The sequence below is a fragment of the Kushneria aurantia DSM 21353 genome (assembly GCF_000382245.1).
Classification (GTDB): Bacteria; Pseudomonadota; Gammaproteobacteria; order Pseudomonadales; family Halomonadaceae; genus Kushneria; species Kushneria aurantia.
This window is the reverse complement of the sequence record NZ_KB907870.1, coordinates 23,565-39,480: the sequence shown is the minus strand read 5'-3', so window position 1 is coordinate 39,480 and position 15,916 is coordinate 23,565. Positions and strand designations below refer to the sequence as shown.

The following is a 15,916-nucleotide window of genomic DNA, read 5'->3' as shown; positions in this document are numbered from 1 at the left end:
GCACCGCCGGGCGACAGGGGCCGTCAGCGAGCAGCCGACATTACTATAGCGATCCGAGGCGACAAGGCAAAAATCGTGTGTGACGGCTGGCCGTGTATCGCCTGCGACCGAACAGGCTACGCCAGCCGTATCCGCTCGGCTTCGATGACGATCGCCCCGCGCTTGTAGAGCCCGCCGAGCGCTTTTTTGAAACTGCCCTTGCTGACCCCGAAGGTCTCCCGGATCAGTGCCGGATCGCTCCTGTCGCTCAGCGCCAGCTCGCCGTCGTTGTCGCGCAGCGCCGCCATGATCTGCTCCTCCAGCGATTCGGCGATCTGCTCGTGGGTCGGGGTGAGGCTCAGATCGATACCGCCATCCGGCCGCACGCGGCGTACATAACCCTTGATACGGGCGCCGGTGGCCGGCGCGCGGCTTACTTCGCTGCGGTGCAACAGGCCGCGATGGCGATGGTTGATAATGGCATTGAAGCCCAGATCGGTCGGGCCGGTGATCAACAATGAAACGGCTTCCCCGGCACGATAGGCGGGGGCTTCACGGCTCAGATGGCGGTCAAGACGCATGGAGGCGGTGATGCGGTGGGTGCGGCTGTCGAGATAGACATGCACCAGGCAGCTATCGCCCGCCTGCAGCGGCCGCTGCGCGCGCTCCTCGGAGTGGGGCAGCAGCAGGTCCTTGGGCAGTCCCCAGTCGAGAAAAACGCCCACCGGAGTGCGCGCCACCACCTTCAGGCGAGCGAATTCGCCGACCTGTACCCGCGGTTTCCGGGTGGTGGCGATGGGGCGGTCTTCGCTGTCGAGGTAGACGAACACCTCGAGATGATCGCCCGGGGCGGTGTCGGCGTCGCGTGGCACATAGCGTGAGGGCAGCAGGATATCGCCCAGAGTGCCACCGTCAAGGTAGAGCCCGAAGTCGGCGCGTCTTTTGATCTCGAGTCTGTTGAAACGACCCATGGCCGCCATGGCAGTATCTCCTGCGCGAAATGCGGCCATGGTAGCGCAAACTTTGCGGGCGGGGCAGGGCGGCAATTTGCCGACAGCAGGCGCCCCTGCCACCATTATCGCTTTTGCGACGCCCAATGGGTGGCGAGCGCAATCCTTGCCGGGAGATACAGGATGTGGCTTTCACTGTTGGCAGTCGGTCTCGGCGCGGCGCTGGGCGCCAACCTGCGCTGGGGGCTGTCGCTGGCGCTCAACGCGCTTTTTCCGCTGCTGCCACCGGGGACCCTGGTGGCCAACCTGCTGGGCGCCTGGCTGATCGGCATCGCCTTTGCGCTGTTCGGTTTTCTGCCGGCGCTGTCACCCTACTGGAAGCTGTTCGTGATCACCGGCTTTCTGGGCGCGTTGACTACCTTTTCGACCTTCTCGCTTGAAATCGTGGGTCAGCTGGAAGCGGGGCGCTGGCTGGCGGCGCTGGCCGGCATTGCGGCCCATCTGCTGGGTTCGCTGGCATTCACTGCGCTGGGCATGGCGACCGTGATGCTGATACGCAGCCGGTTTTGACAACCTTGCCTCGATGAGGGGGACCTCATCCACTGTGAGCGCGGGAAGAACGTATAAAAAAGAACAGGCTGGCGTTGACACCGGTTATCTGCACTAGACTGTGATGATCCCACACAATGACAGAAGGGTCGCGCCACTATGCACATCGCTCCCAGGCAGCGCGTTTTTGTTGCCTCCACCATCGTCATTACCATTCTGGTAGCGGTGGGTGCCATCTTCCCGCAGTCCTTCAGCGCCGGCGCCAGCGCCGCGCTCAATGGCGTGACGCATCTCTTCGGCTGGTTCTATCTTTTTTCGGTATTCGGCTTCGTTATCTTTCTGCTGGGGCTGGCGTTCAGTAAATACGGCAAGATACGTCTCGGCCCCCAGGAGAGCCGGCCGACCTATGACTTTTTCTCCTGGGTCAGCATGCTGCTGGCCGGCGGCTTTGGCGTGGGCCTGGTGTTCTACGGCATGGCCGAGCCGATGACCCACTTCGCCAATCCGCCTTTCGGGGACGTCGAGGGTGAAACGCCTCAGGCGGCACGACTGGCTATTCAGTACGCCTTCTTCAACTGGGGTGTGCACCAGTGGGCGACCTTCTCGGTGGTGGGACTGATCATCGCCTGGACCCAGTTTCGCAAGGGCCAGACCGGTCTGGTCTCTACTGTCATGTCACCGCTGACCGCCAAACTCGGCAAGGGCAGGGTGCTGGCCGGCGGTACGCTGGATACCTTTGCGGTGGTGGCGACCGTGATGGGGGTGGCTACCTCGATCGGGCTGGCGGTACTGCAGATCAACGGCGGCCTGCACGCCGTATTCAACGTCACCGAAGGGCTTAAGTGGCAGGCGATCATTCTGTTTGCGATGTTCGTCTGCTATATGCTTTCCACCATGTCCGGGCTCGACAAGGGCATCAAGCGTCTGTCCAACATCAACATGGCGCTGTGCCTGGCGATGATGGCCTATATCCTCATCACCGGCCCCACAGTCGCGATTCTGGAGACCATTACGCTGGGCCTGGGTGACTATCTGCAGAACTTCCTTGCCATGAGTCTGCGTCTGAGCCCCTACAGCGATACCGACTGGGCCAGCAGCTGGACAGTGTTCTACTGGGCCTGGGTGATTGCCTGGTCGCCTTTTGTGGGCACTTTCGTGGCGCGTATCTCCCGCGGGCGCACCATCAAACAGTACGTTTTCGGCGTGCTGATTGTACCGCCCATTCTGGCCTGCGCCTGGATCGGCGTGTTTGGCGGCGCGGCGCTGCACATGGATATCTTCCAGGGCACCGACCTGGCCCAGGCGACCAGCAACAACATCACCTCGGCGCTGTTCGTGATGTTCGACCAGATGCCATTCAGCTTCGCACTGTCGATCGTGGCGATGATTCTGATCTTTATCTTTCTGGTCACCTCGGCGGACTCGGCGGCCTATATCGTGGGCCAGATGACCGACAAGGGCTCGCTCAACCCGCCGCTTTACAAGCGCGTGACCTGGGGGGTGCTGATCGCTGCCATCTGTTTGATTCTGATTACCGCCGGCGGTGAAAGTGGTCTCAGCGGTCTACAGTCGGCGGCGGTGGTGTCGGCGCTGCCTTTCACGCTGATCGTCTACGGTATGATCTATGTGCTGATCAAGGAGCTTCGCGCCGATCGCAAGCAGATGCTGCGCAACCTCTATCGCCAGCACAACGATACGCCGATCGGCGCCGACGCCTTCGAGGCCGATGAGATGCGCCACGCCCACGAGGAGCGCATTCGCCGCACGCCGGACGTCAAATATCGCCGTATCAACCGTGACCGGGGTACCGGCCATATCGAGGAGTAGAGTGCAGGCGGATGATTTGATTGAGGTGACTTATGGCGATCATCCGCATTGCTAATTAGCGTGATAACGAGTCTTGCGCAATAATGAATTCGATTCGAGACGCCAGACTCGGATCTGCTTCGTTTCCTGCATCCTTGATGCACTGCAACACCCCCACCTCATCCCGCATGTCCTTTTTCATGCGGGATTTTTTTACGCTCGATATTACTGCCCGGTCCCATCTGGTCGCCATGTGTCAATGCGCGCCTGCGTCTAATCTGACAAGGGCAAATCGCCACCGAGAACGACGAGGCCTTGATGCGCTACCTGCTGCTTGTGATATTGCTGTCTCCCGCTCTGGCGGCGCTCTGGCTATGGCAGCAGTGGCCCGGCGCAGAGCGTGTGCCGGCGCAGTACAATCCCTTTGCGCCGGTCAACGTCGATGATCCACTCAATGCCCTGACCACCATGAAGTTGAAGGCGCTGGGTAGCGACCCTGAACGCTGCGCGGCGGCGCTGGCGCGTGCCCGCGATGCCGGAGCGATCGACTACGCCACGGTGGGAAGCCCCGAGATTGGCCAGTGCCAACTGGAAAACGTGGTGCGGGTGCGCTCGACCTCGGTCGCGTTCAGCTCCAGCTTTCTTGCGACCTGCCCGATGGCGCTGGCCTGGACGCTCTACGAGCGCCACCGGCTACAGCCCGCCGCGCGCGAGATTTTCGATGCGCCGGTGAGTCGTGTCGATCACGTCGGCAGTTTCGCCTGCCGCAACGTCTATGGACGTGAGAGTGGCCGGCGCAGCGAACACGCCACCGCCGAGGCGCTGGATGTCACCGGCTTTCGTTTTGCCGACGGTAGCCGCGCACGGGTAATTGCCGACTGGGAGGATGGCGGGCCACGCGGCGAGTTTCTGCACCGTGCGCTAAGCGAGAGCTGCGATACTTTCGGCAATGCCCTGGGGCCGGAGTACAACGCCGCCCACCGCGATCATTTTCACCTGGGCATGCGCGGTTACGGCATCTGTCGCTGAGCGGACTTTCACCGCCGCAGTCAAGGGGGTATCCTGCTGCGTTTTCCGTTTGACGCAGCGGGGACGCTCGCTGCCTTTCGACTACACAGGGGGAGCGAGCATGCAGCCGCGCGTGGCAGTGATCATGGGCTCGACGTCGGACTGGCCAATCATGGAGCATGCCGTCACCATGCTCGAGCGCCTTGGCGTCGAGTGTGAAACCCGCATCGTGTCGGCGCATCGCACGCCAGACCTGCTGTTCGACTATGCCGGCGAAGCGGCGCCGCGGGGTATCGAGGTGATCATCGCCGGTGCCGGCGGCGCCGCTCATCTGCCCGGTATGGTGGCCTCCAAAACACCGCTGCCGGTGCTGGGCGTGCCGGTCGAGTCGAAATCGCTCAAGGGGATCGACTCGCTGCTCTCCATCGCCCAGATGCCCGGCGGTGTGGCAGTCGGCACGCTGGCGATCGGCAAAGCGGGGGCGACCAACGCCGGGCTGCTGGCGGCACAGATTATCGCCACCCACGACGCTGACGTGCGCAGGGCGGTGGAAACCTTCCGCGCCGAGCAGACGCAGAAGGTGCTCGACACCCCCGACCCGCGGGCGCAGTAAACCTTCCCCCGAGCCCTGGAGAGCCATTCGATGAGCAGTGAGACAGAGCGGAGCCCGGCGATGCGTATCGGTATCCTCGGTGCGGGTCAGCTGGGCCGCATGATGGCGCTGGCGGGACTGCCGCTGGGCGGGCACTTCACACTGCTGGACCCGGGTGGTGCGCCCAGCGCGGGTATCGGCGACATCCTCACCGGCGATGACGATGCCACCATCGAGCGCTTTATCGATGCCGTCGATGTCGTCACCTATGAGTTCGAACACCTGCCGGTGGCGCTGCTGGCGCGCATCGAAAAGCAGCGTCCGGTCTACCCGTCGAGCCGCGCCATTGCGGTATGCCAGCATCGCGGCAGGGAGAAGGCGCTGTTCTCGAAACTCGACATTCCCACCCCCGCCTGGCGGCTGGTGGAGAGCGCCGAGGCGCTGGCCGAGGCGGCGCGTGAGCTGGGCTGCCCGGTGGTCGCCAAGTCGGTGACCGAGGGCTACGACGGCAAGGGGCAGGCGGTACTGAAGGATCCCGACCAGGCCTTCGAGGCCTGGGCGCAGATCGGTCATTCGATGCTGATCGTCGAGGCGTTCGTCGACTTCGTGCGCGAACTGTCGATCATCGCCGTGCGCGGCCGCGACGGTGAGGTGCGCTGCTGGCCGATGGCCGAAAATCAGCACGAAGCGGGCATTCTGCGCTACTCGATGGCGCCGCTGGCGGATATCGATGATGCCCTGCAGGCGCGCGCCAACGGCTATATCGAAACACTGCTGGCAGAGCTTGACTATGTCGGCGTGCTGGCGCTGGAGCTGTTTCAGACCCGCGATGGCGAACTCTGGGCCAACGAGATGGCGCCGCGGGTCCACAACTCCGGCCACTGGACCCAGAACGGCGCTGCCACCAGCCAGTTCGAGAACCATATCCGCGCCGTCTGCGGTCTGCCGCTGGGCGATACCGCCGCTCGCGGCCTCTCCTGCATGGTCAACGTGATCGGCGAGGAGGGCGATCCGGCGGCGCTGCTGGCGCTGCCCGGCGTGCATCTGCACCGCTACGCCAAGGCGCCCCGCGCCGGCCGCAAGCTGGCCCATCTCAACGTGGTCGCTGACGACAACGCTACCCTGATGGCGCGGGTGCGCGCGGTGACCGCGCTGTTGCCGGGAGCGTTCGAGGTGCGGATGAGCCACCGGCCCTAGCCGAGCGCCTCATGACACGACTGCCCGGCCTGCTGCTGTTTGCCATGCTGCTGCTCGGCGTCGCTGCCCTGCTGCTGGGCGCGCCGCTGTGGCCTTCGGCGCTGCTCGGCTGGCTGGCCACGCTGGGGCTTTTCGGCCGCCTGCCGCGCGCCTCGCGCCGCCAGGCGGGCACCCTGTTCGCCGTGGGTGCGCTGCTGTGGGCGCTGGCGCTGCTGCGCGGCACCGACAGCGCCCTGCACGACGCCCTGGTGGTCAACCAGCCGCTTTTGATCATGTTCGCCGGGGTCAGCTTCCTCTCCATGGCGGCACCGGTGGCCGGTCGCGACGACGCGCGCGATGGCAGCCTGATCGGCACGCTGCTGGGAGCGCATCTGTTCGGCGCCGCCATCAACCTCTCGGTGGTGTTCGTGTTCGGCGAGCGGATGCAGCGCGACGGTCGCCTCGAGCGCGCCCAGACGCTGATTCTGGGTCGCGGCTTCACCGCGGCCGCCACCTGGTCGCCCTTTTTTGTCGCCATGGGGGTGGCGCTCACCTATGTGCCCGGGCTTGACTACCTGACGCTGCTGCCCTGGGGCGTGCTCACCGCGCTGTGCCTATTGCTGCTCAACTATGTCGACGTGATTCGCAGGCCCCATACGCCCTTTCACGGCTACCCCATCGAGCGCGGCGCGCTGCTGCTGCCGGGCCTATTGGCGGTAGCGGTGATCGTTATTCACGCCCTCTGGCCGGGGCTGTCGATCGTTACCATCATCGCTCTGGTATCGCCGCTGTTCGCGCTGCTGCTGGTGCCGAACGGCCAGCGCCGCGAACGCGCGCGGCGCCAACTGCGCGACGGTTTGCCGGGGCTGACGCCGCAGTTCGCACTGTTTCTCGCCGCCGGCGTGCTCTCCACCGGCCTGACCGCGCTCACCGCCACACTGTCCACCGGCGCGCTGCCGCTGGTCGGCTTCGGGGCGTTGAGCGCCTGGCTGACGCTGGGCGTGCTGGTATTACTCTCCTTTATCGGGGTGCATCCGCTGATCGGCATTGCCACCCTGGCGCCGTTGATCGCGCCGCTGCAGCCGGATGCCACCCTGCTGGCGCTGATGTTTCTGATGAGCTGGGCGCTGGGCACCGGCAGCAGCCCGCTGTCCGGCAGCAATCTGGCGATCAGTCAGCGCTATGCGGTGCGCTCGCGCGATCTGCTGCGCTGGAATCTACCCTATGCGCTGCTGGGCTGGCTGACCTGTGGCGCGGTGCTGGGGCTCTATGCGCTGACCGGATGAAACAAAAGGATCGCGCGCGACCATACAGCCGCGTTCCTGAACTGTCGCTTGAGAAGCGCCGCGCTTCGTGAACATACTGGCAGGCCGTGAAACCCTGCCGGAGAGATGACGATGCTGCACCAGGTGCCCGAGATTGAACCGCTGGAGGCGATCCTGCCCGATGAGCCGCTGCTCATGATGGGCGCGGGCCCTGTACCCATTCCGGCCCGGGTGGCGGCGGCCAACGGCATTGTTATCAACCATCTGGGCGACACCATGGCGCGCATCATCGAACAGATGAAGGCGATGTCGCGTTATGTCTTTCAGACCGAGTCGCGCCACATTCTGGGCGTGGCAGGGCCCGGTTCGGCGGCCATGGAAATGGCCGTCATCAACCTGGTGGATCCCGGTACCCGGGTGCTGACGGTCAACAACGGGTTTTTCAGCAGTCGACTGGGAGAGATGGCCCGTCGGGCCGGTGGCGACGTCGTGGAGATGGATGCGGGCGTGGCCAGCGCTGCCGATGAGACCGCCGTTGCCGAAGCGATTCGCGCACACCGTCCGCGCGTGCTGACCATCGTACAGGGAGAAACCTCCAGTACCGTGTTCAATCATGCGCTGCCGGCGATCTGCCGGGCCGCCGCCGAGGCTGATTGTCTGGTGGTCTGTGACGCGGTCTGTACATTGAGCACCATGCCGCTGGAGATGGATGACTGGGGCGTGGATGTCGTGATTACCGGCGGTCAGAAGGGGCTCAGCTCGATTCCCGGGGTGTCACTGATCGCCTTTTCCGATCGGGCCTGGCAGGTGATCGAGGGGCGCGAACGTTCCCTGACGCACTGGTGTCTGGATGCCAGGCTCGCACACCAGTTCTGGTACAACAAGTCGTATCACTATACCGCCCCGGTGTCAGGCATTCTGGCACTGCATGAGGCGCTGAGGCTGGTGTGTCAGGAAACCCTGCCCCGGCGCTTTGATCGACATCTGCGCTGTTCCAGAGCGCTGCAGGCCGGTATCGAAGGGCTGGGATTGAAGCTCTACATTGACGGGCCGTCGCGACTGAATTCGGTAGTGGGGATTCATTTGCCCGAGGGGCTGGCACAGACGGACCTGATGCAACACATCTCGCAGCATCACGGTGTGGAAATCTCCGGGGCCTTCGGGGCCAATATCGTGCGTATTGGTCAGATGGGCGAGCAGTGCCGCTCGCATCACCTGTTTCGTACCCTGCACGCGTTGGGTACCAGCGTGCGCGAACTGGGCTTGAAGGTGGATGTGCCGACCGGCGTGGCGGCGCTGGAGCTCGCTCTCTCCAGCCATAAGCCGTCGTTTGCGTAGCGCCGTGGTGCCAATGAGAAGGGCCCCGCTGGCGCGGGACCCCAGAACTGTTGACAGCGTATTCCGGCGTTGCTGTCGGATCGGAAAGGCCTTCCACGAGGGCGCTATAAATCCTTCCATGGACGCTAAATTCGCCATCCCTGGCGAATAACCCTCGTTTCAGGCTGTTCCGATCCTCTCCGCCAGGTTTCCACAATGCTTTTGCGGAGTTTGTTATCAATCCGGTCCCCCGCTGGTGCGGGGCCCCTGTGGTTTGCCCCGGGTCAGGTTGTTGCCATTGTCGGCGTATTGTCGCTGTTCTGCCCGCGCCGCTGCATGACGATCAGTGCCGCGGCGATGGCGATGCCGGCCAGATCGGTATAGATGCCGCCGTAGATCATGCACAGCGCACCGAAGAACATCGCCACCCGCTGCCACACCTTTACCGGGCCGAAGAACCACGCCTGCACGGTGGCCGACAGCAGCACGATGCCCATGGTGGCGGTGACGCCGACGCGAGCGATCTGCAGCCAACTCCCCTCCATCAGCATCGCCGGGCTGTAGAAGAACATGAAAGGCACGATGAAGGCTGCCAGGCCGATCTTGAACGAGGCCACCGAGGTGCCCATGGCGTTGTCCCCCGAGATACCCGCCGCGGCGTAGGAGGCCAGCGCCACCGGCGGCGTGATCGCCGAGACCACCGCGAAGTAGAACACGAAAAAGTGGGCCACCAGCGGCTGAATACCGATACCGATCAGACCCGGTGCCACCACCGAGGCGGCGACCGCATAGGCGGCGGTGGTAGGCATGCCCATGCCCAGCAGAATGCTGATCAGCATGGCGAAGAACAGCGCCAGCAGCTGGCTGACGCCGGCCAGTCCCAGCAGCAGTGAGGAGAAGCGCGCGCCCACCCCGGTGAGCCCGATCACGCCGACGATCAGACCGGCGCAGGCACACACCGCGATGATCTGGATCGACATCGTACCGCCCAGCTGCAGAGCGCGCAGGATCGCCGCCGGCCCCATCCTGTTGGGCGAAATCCAGCTGACGATGGCCGCCGAAGCGGTCGCCAGGGTGCCGGCGCGGATCACCGAATAGCCCATGAACAGCGCTGCCACCAGGATGATGATGGGCGCGAACAGATAGGCGTGGCGTGCCAGTTTGGAGAACTTCGGGATCTCGTCGCGGGTCATGCCGCGCATGCCCTTGCGCGCGGCCTCGAAGTCGACCATGAAGTAGACCGAGGCGAAGTAGAGAATGGCGGGAATCACCGCCGCGATGGCGATTTCGGTGTAGGGGATACCGGTGATCTCGGCCATGATGAAGGCGCCCGCGCCCATGATCGGCGGCATGATCTGCCCGCCGGTGGAGGCGGCGGCCTCGATGGCGCCGGCGCTGCGGCCGGGATAGCCGACCTTTTTCATCAGCGGAATGGTCAGCGAACCGGTAGAGACCACGTTACCGGCGCTGGTGCCGTTGATCATGCCCATCAGGCCGGAGGCGAAGATCGATACCTTGGCCGGGCCGCCACGCGCGCGACCGGCGGCAGCGAAGGCGAAATTGACGAAGTAGTCGCCTACCTTCGAGGCCTGCAGGAAGGCGGCGAAGATAATGAACAAAATGATGTAGGTCGAGGAGACCGCGGTGGTGGGCCCCAGTACGCCGGCGTCGGTGTAGACCTGGCTGAAGAAGCGGTTGAGCGACAGCCCCGGATAGCTCAGAAAGCCCGGCAGGGCAGGGCCGGCGAACACATAGGCGATAAAAATGGCGGCGATGGCCACCAGCGCCATGCCGGCCACGCGACGGGTCAGCTCCAGAATCAGCAGTGAGCCGGCGATCGCCGCCCAGCTGATGCCGATGGGGGCGAAGGCGGTGCCGGTCGAGGCGCGCAGCGGCGAGTTGAACATCAGCAGCAGATAGCTGGAGGCGGCGGCGGCGCACACCATCAGCACCAGTTCGGTGATCGGCAGGCTGCCACGCGGACGACGGATCAGCCAGGAGAGCACGATAGCGCCCGCCGTGGCGGCGATCAGCGGCGCACCGAAGTGCCAGGTCTCGACCGCCGGGTCGATGCGCATGGCGCCGCCGGCCATGCTCTGGCGCATCAGCACGACCTGCACCAGTGCGTAGAGAGCGGGCAGCAGCAGCACGGCGGCGAGGCCATCGAGCCAGCGCGGTGAGGTTTTATCGCCGTCATCGGCAAAGCGCGCCCCGGTATAGAGGCCAAAGCCGAGAATCAGCGCGCCGCAGACGTGCAGGATACGAAACGTCCAGGTCTCGATCGGATAGACGTTGAGCGAGATCAGATGAAAGCTGGTATAGGCCACGGCCATGGCGGCGAACAGCCACCACTGCCAGCCGGAGAAGACACGGCGACCCGGCTCGACGACGTCGTTGTCGACCCCATCGGCGATGATCATGTCATCTTCCGGCTTCTGATCTTTATGTGGGTTGGACATGGTGTGTTACCTCGAATGAGTCGAAAAACGGCGCCGCCCCGCACCGGGGCGGCGACGCGTGTTACTGACGGATCAGCGACGGATCGATCTCATAGCCGTTCTCCTCATACCAGCGCACGGCACCCGGGTGATAGGGCAGCACGGTGTTGTACTCAAGGTTCTCCGGCACGCTGTTGGCGGCGCTGCGGTGGATATCGCGCATGCGGTCGTTGTTCTCCATGCTCACCTTGACGATCTGGTAGACGAACTCTTCCGGCAGATCGCAGTTGGCGATGGTGAAGTTCCACATCGACACCGCCCGCAGGTCGTGATCGAGCGTGCTGTAGGTGCTGGCCGGAATCTCGAACGGCGCGACCGGGAAGGACTCGACCACCTGGCGCTGCTGATCCTCGGTGAACTCGATGAAGTTGACCCCGGTCTGTACCTCCAGCTGACTGACCGCCGGAATGGGGATGCCGGCAGCAAAGGCGACCACATCGATCAGGCCGTCCTGCAGCTGGCTGCCGAGATCCGACCAGCCGCCGTTGCGACGCTCGTAGTCGACATTCAGTTCGGAGAGGATCTCCGGGAAGTAGGTGTCGGAGGTGGAAGCGGCCGGACCGAAGCCGATGCGCGCGCCGTCGGGAATTTCGTCGATGCTGCTGATGCCGCTGCTGGAGAGTGTGGCGATCGAGAAGGGGGTTTCATACATGGGGAACAGCGCACAGGCGTTATCCATCGCCATGCCCGGCGCCAGCGGGCTCTCGCCGTTGAGCGCCTGGGCGGCGGGGCCCATGGTGGTCAGCCCCAGCGCCACGTCACCGCTGTGTACCAGCGCCATGTTCTGGGTCGGGCCGCCGGTGATCTCGCCACCGCCGGAAATGCCCAGCTCTTCGGCAATCAGGTTGGCCCAGCCGGAACCATAGACATAATAGGTGCCGCCCTGGCTGGCGGTGGCGACGGTGATACTGCTCGGCCAGTCGCTGCGATCCACGCTGTCGCCGGCCTGAGCGGCGCCGATGGTGGCCAGACCGGCAGTGGTGGTCATGGACGCGGCGACGGCGAGAGCAAGGGTGTTGCGCGAAAGAAGGGGCATGGCGGGTGCTCCGTTGTGGTGTGTCTCTGGTAGCGGCACCGGTCGGTGACATTGGTGCGCCTGACACCCCTGTAGTGGCAAGCTTTGCGCCATGGCGATTATTTTTATTTAAAATCAATATCTTGTAATTTTTTAATGCGACCTTGGTCGCGAGACTATAGTCAAATCAGCGGGCGGATTCCCGCATTCTGGAGCGATAGGGGTGTGCGGAAATCCGCACAGCGGTGATGCCGGAAGGCAAAAACCGCTGCCAACGCCGCCGAATGGGCGCGGGCCAGGGCGAAAGTATAAGGCTGGCGGATGCCGGCGAAGCCGGGAAGGGCTGCATGCCGGGGCGCCGGGCGGTGGGAGAGACAGCGCGGCGCTGTATGGCGGTAGCCATCTTGATGTTCAGTCGTCGCGCTCTCCCTCGCGCCGATACGCCTCGGCACGCAGGCCGTACTTTTTCAGCTTGTCGTAGAGGGTCTTGCGCGGCACGCCGAGATGCTCACAGGCCTCGTTGATGCGTCCGCGGCAGCGGGTCAGTGCCTGGTCGATGAGGCTCTTTTCGAACATCTCCACCTGCTGGGCCAGCGGCAGTTCGCCGCTGCCCTCCGCGCTGCCGCCCAGCAGGGCGTCGAGACGATAGTCGTGGGCGCTGCCGAGCAGCACATAGCGCTCGGCGAGGTTGCGCAGCTCGCGCACGTTACCCGGCCAGTCGTGGGCCAGCAGCACCGATACGCCGGCGCCGTCCAGCGGCGGGGCCTCGAGGCCGCTGCGGGTCGCCGCCACTACCGCGAAGTGCTGAAACAGCAGCGGGATATCCTCGCGCCGCTCGCGCAGCGGCGGAATCGGCAGGGTCACCACGTTGAGCCGGTAGTAGAGGTCCTCGCGAAAGCGGCCCGCCTCGGCGGCGGCCTTCAGATCGACCTTGGTGGCGGCGATCACGCGGATATCCAGTTCGATGGCGCTGTTGGAGCCGAGCCGCTCGATGGCACGCTCCTGCAGTACCCGTAGCAGCCGCACCTGCAGAGTCAGCGGCATCGACTCGATTTCGTCGAGAAAGACGGTGCCGCCCTGGGCGTGCTCGAACTTGCCGATGCGCTTCTCCACCGCGCCGGTGAAGGCGCCCTTTTCGTGGCCGAACAGCTCCGATTCGATAATGCTCTCCGGCACCGCACCGCAGTTGATCGCCACGAAGGGCGCGCCGCTGCGCCGGCTGCGCTCGTGGATGGCGCGCGCTACCAGATCCTTGCCGACGCCGGTTTCGCCGAACAGCAGCACGTCGGCTTCGACCTGGCTGATGCGCGACACCATGGTGGCCAGCTGTGCGATTGCCGCGGTGCGCCCTACCAGCCGCGGCCCGGGCGCCGACTGCTGCGCTTCCAGCTCGGCGCGCAGGTGGCGGTTCTCCAGCGCCAGCCGGCGGGTCTCGGCGGCGCGGCGCACCACCTCGACCAGGGCGTCGCCGGCGAAGGGTTTCTCGACGAAATCCCAGGCGCCGTCGCGCATCGCCGTTACCGCGGTGGAGACATCGCCATGGCCGGTGATCAGGATCACCGGCAGCTCCGGGTCGCGGGCGTGCACCTCGCGCAGCAGCGCCATGCCGTCCATGCCCGGCATGCGGATATCGCTGATCAGTACGCCGGGAAAGTCGCGCGCCAGCGCCTCCAGTGCCTGTTCGGCGCTGACCATGGGCCGAGGCTGATAGCCGGCCAGCTCCAGCGTCTGGCCGGTGGTGAAGCGCATGTGGGGCTCATCGTCGACGATGATCACCGGGGTGGCCGGGCGGTCAGACATCAGCGGGGGTCTCCGGTGGTTGCGAGCAGGCGGCAGCGGGCAGGTGGATGACAAACAGCGCGCCGCCCTGCGCTCGGTTGCGAGCTTCGAGGCGGCCGCCGAGATCGCTGACGATGCGCTGTGAGATCGACAGCCCCAGTCCCAGCCCCTTGCCGGCGGCACGGGTGGTATAGAAGGGTTCGAAGAGGTGTTCCAGTGCTTCCTCGCTGAGCCCCGGGCCGCTGTCGGCCACGCTCAGGATAACCCATTCGTCGCCCTGCTCGGCGGCGACCATCAGTTGCCGCTCAGCGCTGTCATTCATCGCCTGCAGGGCGTTACCAATCAGATTGACCAGCACCTGTTCCAGGCGTACCGAATCAGCACGCACCCAGCAGGTTGACTCATCCATGTGTGAGACGACGGTTATATCAGCCTGCTCGAGACGAGCGCGAAACAGGCGCAGGGCGTAGTCGAAGCAGGCCTGTACCGACACATCGCTCAGCGTTTCACCGCCCTTGCGCGAGAACTGGCGCAACTGAGCGCTGATGGCGGCCATGCGCTCGACCAGCTCGGCAATCTGCGCCAGGTTGGCAGCGGCGTCGTCGCGGCGGTCACGTTGCAGCAGCACGCGGGCGTTGTCGGCGTAGGCGCGAATGGCGCCGAGCGGCTGGTTGAGTTCGTGGTTGATGCTCGCTGCCAGTTGCCCCAGCACTGCCAGCCGCGCCGCCTGCACCAGTTCATCGCGGGTCTGGCGCAGACTCTCCTCGGCGCGCCGGCGTTCATCGATCTCCTGGGACAGCTGCCGATTGGAGTCGACCAGCTCCGCGGTACGCTCGGTCACGTGGCGCTCCAGCTCGTCGCGGGCGTGCGCCAGGGTGTGACGCTCACGTTCGGCGAAGCGCTCGCGCTCGCGACGCAGCCGACGGCGCTGCCAGCCGATGGCGCCACCCAGCGCGATCAGCATCCAGCCGCCGCCGGCTCCCAGCGCCCCCAGCCACTGCGCCTGCACCACCGGCGTCAGCGGTTCGAGGATATGCAGACTCCAGTTGAAGCGCGCCAGCGGCCGCGACAGATTCAGGTAGTCGCGGCCGCCAAGGCGGACCAGTCGGGCGCCGCCGGGCAGGGATTGGAGTATTTCGAGCCCCGACGCCGGCAGCGGTTCGTCGGTGTAGCGGCGGGTCGCCAGCAGGCCGCGGCGGGCGCTTTCGGAGAGCGGCTGCAGCGCGCTCAGGCGCAGCGCCGGGTCACTGGCCATGAAGACGATGCCGTTGATATCGCTGACCAGCAGGGTGGCGTCGAGGTTGCGCCACTCGCGCTCGATCTCGTCGAGCCCCACCTTGACCACCATCACGCCGTCGGGCGGGGTATCCGGTGCCTGGCCGGTCGCCCACACCGGCGCCGAAAAATAGTAGCCGCGCGCCCCCGACTGCGTGCCGAGGGCATGAAAGCGTCCGCTGCGGCCGCTGATCGCCTGGCGATAGTAGCCGCGAAAGGCGTAGTTCTGACCCATGAAAGTGTCATCGCGCTGCCAGTTACTGGCGGCGATGGTGGTGCCGCTGCGGTCGAGCAGATAGACGTCCGACACATCGGCGTAGGCGCGGGCGCTATCCAGCAGCCGGTTGAGCGCCGGGCCGTCGCGCCGCGCCTCGGGGCGAGCGAGAAAGCGCCGCACGCTCTCGCGGGTGGCGAGCAGGTGGGGCAGGTAATCATGTCGGGTGAGGTAGCCGGTGAGGTTGGCACGGGAGAGCTCGAGCGCGTTGCCGGCCGTATGGTGAAGATCGGTCAGCGCCCGTTCGCGGGCCAGCTGTGCGCCCTGCCACATCATCAGCAGTAGCCCCGCCACAATCACGAGTGCGATCAGTACACGGCGGGTGCGGCGTCTTGTGATGTTCATCGCTGCGACAGGGTGGTGATCGTGAAGGAGATTTCCCGGCGGCATGGAGAACCGGGCGTATGGCAATCCGGCGCGGCAAACAACGACA

General features: G+C 65.0%; 12 protein-coding genes. 7 read left to right on the top strand and 5 right to left on the bottom strand.

What is annotated here, in order from left to right:
- Positions 1-116 precede the first annotated feature (116 nt).
- Positions 117-959: a CvfB family protein gene (locus H146_RS0108175; protein WP_019951391.1), complete on the bottom strand. Its 843-nt coding sequence runs from the start codon at positions 957-959 to the stop codon at positions 117-119.
- 153 nt (positions 960-1,112) lie between these two features.
- On the opposite strand from H146_RS0108175, the gene crcB reads away from it, so the two are divergent.
- From crcB to H146_RS0108140, 7 genes are all read left to right on the top strand, one after another.
- Complete coding sequence (gene crcB / locus H146_RS0108170) at positions 1,113-1,499, top strand: fluoride efflux transporter CrcB (RefSeq protein ID WP_019951390.1); 387 nt, start codon at positions 1,113-1,115, stop codon at positions 1,497-1,499.
- Between the two features lie 138 nt (positions 1,500-1,637).
- Positions 1,638-3,305, top strand: a complete 1,668-nt coding sequence (locus H146_RS0108165; protein WP_019951389.1) for a BCCT family transporter — start codon at positions 1,638-1,640, stop codon at positions 3,303-3,305.
- 297 nt (positions 3,306-3,602) lie between these two features.
- On the top strand, positions 3,603-4,313 hold the full coding sequence (locus H146_RS0108160) for an extensin-like domain-containing protein (RefSeq protein ID WP_019951388.1): 711 nt from the start codon (positions 3,603-3,605) through the stop codon (positions 4,311-4,313).
- A gap of 100 nt (positions 4,314-4,413) precedes the next feature.
- Positions 4,414-4,905, top strand: coding sequence for a 5-(carboxyamino)imidazole ribonucleotide mutase (purE, locus tag H146_RS18895; RefSeq protein ID WP_019951387.1), 492 nt, complete (start codon positions 4,414-4,416; stop codon positions 4,903-4,905).
- Positions 4,906-4,965: 60 nt separating this feature from the next.
- Complete coding sequence (locus tag H146_RS0108150; RefSeq protein ID WP_019951386.1) at positions 4,966-6,081, top strand: 5-(carboxyamino)imidazole ribonucleotide synthase; 1,116 nt, start codon at positions 4,966-4,968, stop codon at positions 6,079-6,081.
- Positions 6,082-6,092: 11 nt separating this feature from the next.
- Positions 6,093-7,346, top strand: coding sequence for a hypothetical protein (locus H146_RS0108145; protein WP_019951385.1), 1,254 nt, complete (start codon positions 6,093-6,095; stop codon positions 7,344-7,346).
- 111 nt (positions 7,347-7,457) lie between these two features.
- Positions 7,458-8,663 (top strand): pyridoxal-phosphate-dependent aminotransferase family protein, encoded by a 1,206-nt coding sequence (locus H146_RS0108140; protein WP_019951384.1) that lies wholly within the window; start codon positions 7,458-7,460, stop codon positions 8,661-8,663.
- A 263-nt stretch (positions 8,664-8,926) separates the two neighbouring features.
- On the opposite strand, the gene H146_RS0108135 is transcribed toward H146_RS0108140, so the two are convergent.
- The 4 genes from H146_RS0108135 to H146_RS0108120 all read right to left on the bottom strand — a co-directional run bounded on the left by H146_RS0108135 (position 8,927) and on the right by H146_RS0108120 (position 15,828).
- On the bottom strand, positions 8,927-11,062 hold the full coding sequence (locus tag H146_RS0108135; RefSeq protein WP_019951383.1) for a TRAP transporter permease: 2,136 nt from the start codon (positions 11,060-11,062) through the stop codon (positions 8,927-8,929).
- Positions 11,063-11,162: 100 nt separating this feature from the next.
- A complete protein-coding gene (locus H146_RS0108130; RefSeq protein WP_026351843.1) occupies positions 11,163-12,128 on the bottom strand; it encodes a TAXI family TRAP transporter solute-binding subunit in 966 nt (321 codons plus the stop codon).
- A 438-nt stretch (positions 12,129-12,566) separates the two neighbouring features.
- On the bottom strand, positions 12,567-13,955 hold the full coding sequence (locus H146_RS0108125; RefSeq protein WP_019951381.1) for a sigma-54-dependent transcriptional regulator: 1,389 nt from the start codon (positions 13,953-13,955) through the stop codon (positions 12,567-12,569).
- Complete coding sequence (locus H146_RS0108120; protein WP_019951380.1) at positions 13,948-15,828, bottom strand: sensor histidine kinase; 1,881 nt, start codon at positions 15,826-15,828, stop codon at positions 13,948-13,950. Before H146_RS0108120 ends, H146_RS0108125 begins: the two co-directional genes overlap by 8 nt.
- Positions 15,829-15,916: the final 88 nt, after the last annotated feature.

Coding starts and splice junctions, on each gene's coding strand:
- H146_RS0108175 (WP_019951391.1), bottom strand. CDS start 959: ATGGCGGCCATGGGTCGTTTCAACAGACTCGAGATCAAAAGACGCGCC.
- crcB (WP_019951390.1), top strand. CDS start 1,113: ATGTGGCTTTCACTGTTGGCAGTCGGTCTCGGCGCGGCGCTGGGCGCC.
- H146_RS0108165 (WP_019951389.1), top strand. CDS start 1,638: ATGCACATCGCTCCCAGGCAGCGCGTTTTTGTTGCCTCCACCATCGTC.
- H146_RS0108160 (WP_019951388.1), top strand. CDS start 3,603: ATGCGCTACCTGCTGCTTGTGATATTGCTGTCTCCCGCTCTGGCGGCG.
- purE (WP_019951387.1), top strand. CDS start 4,414: ATGCAGCCGCGCGTGGCAGTGATCATGGGCTCGACGTCGGACTGGCCA.
- H146_RS0108150 (WP_019951386.1), top strand. CDS start 4,966: ATGCGTATCGGTATCCTCGGTGCGGGTCAGCTGGGCCGCATGATGGCG.
- H146_RS0108145 (WP_019951385.1), top strand. CDS start 6,093: ATGACACGACTGCCCGGCCTGCTGCTGTTTGCCATGCTGCTGCTCGGC.
- H146_RS0108140 (WP_019951384.1), top strand. CDS start 7,458: ATGCTGCACCAGGTGCCCGAGATTGAACCGCTGGAGGCGATCCTGCCC.
- H146_RS0108135 (WP_019951383.1), bottom strand. CDS start 11,062: ATGATCATCGCCGATGGGGTCGACAACGACGTCGTCGAGCCGGGTCGC.
- H146_RS0108130 (WP_026351843.1), bottom strand. CDS start 12,128: ATGACCACCACTGCCGGTCTGGCCACCATCGGCGCCGCTCAGGCCGGC.
- H146_RS0108125 (WP_019951381.1), bottom strand. CDS start 13,955: ATGTCTGACCGCCCGGCCACCCCGGTGATCATCGTCGACGATGAGCCC.
- H146_RS0108120 (WP_019951380.1), bottom strand. CDS start 15,828: ATGAACATCACAAGACGCCGCACCCGCCGTGTACTGATCGCACTCGTG.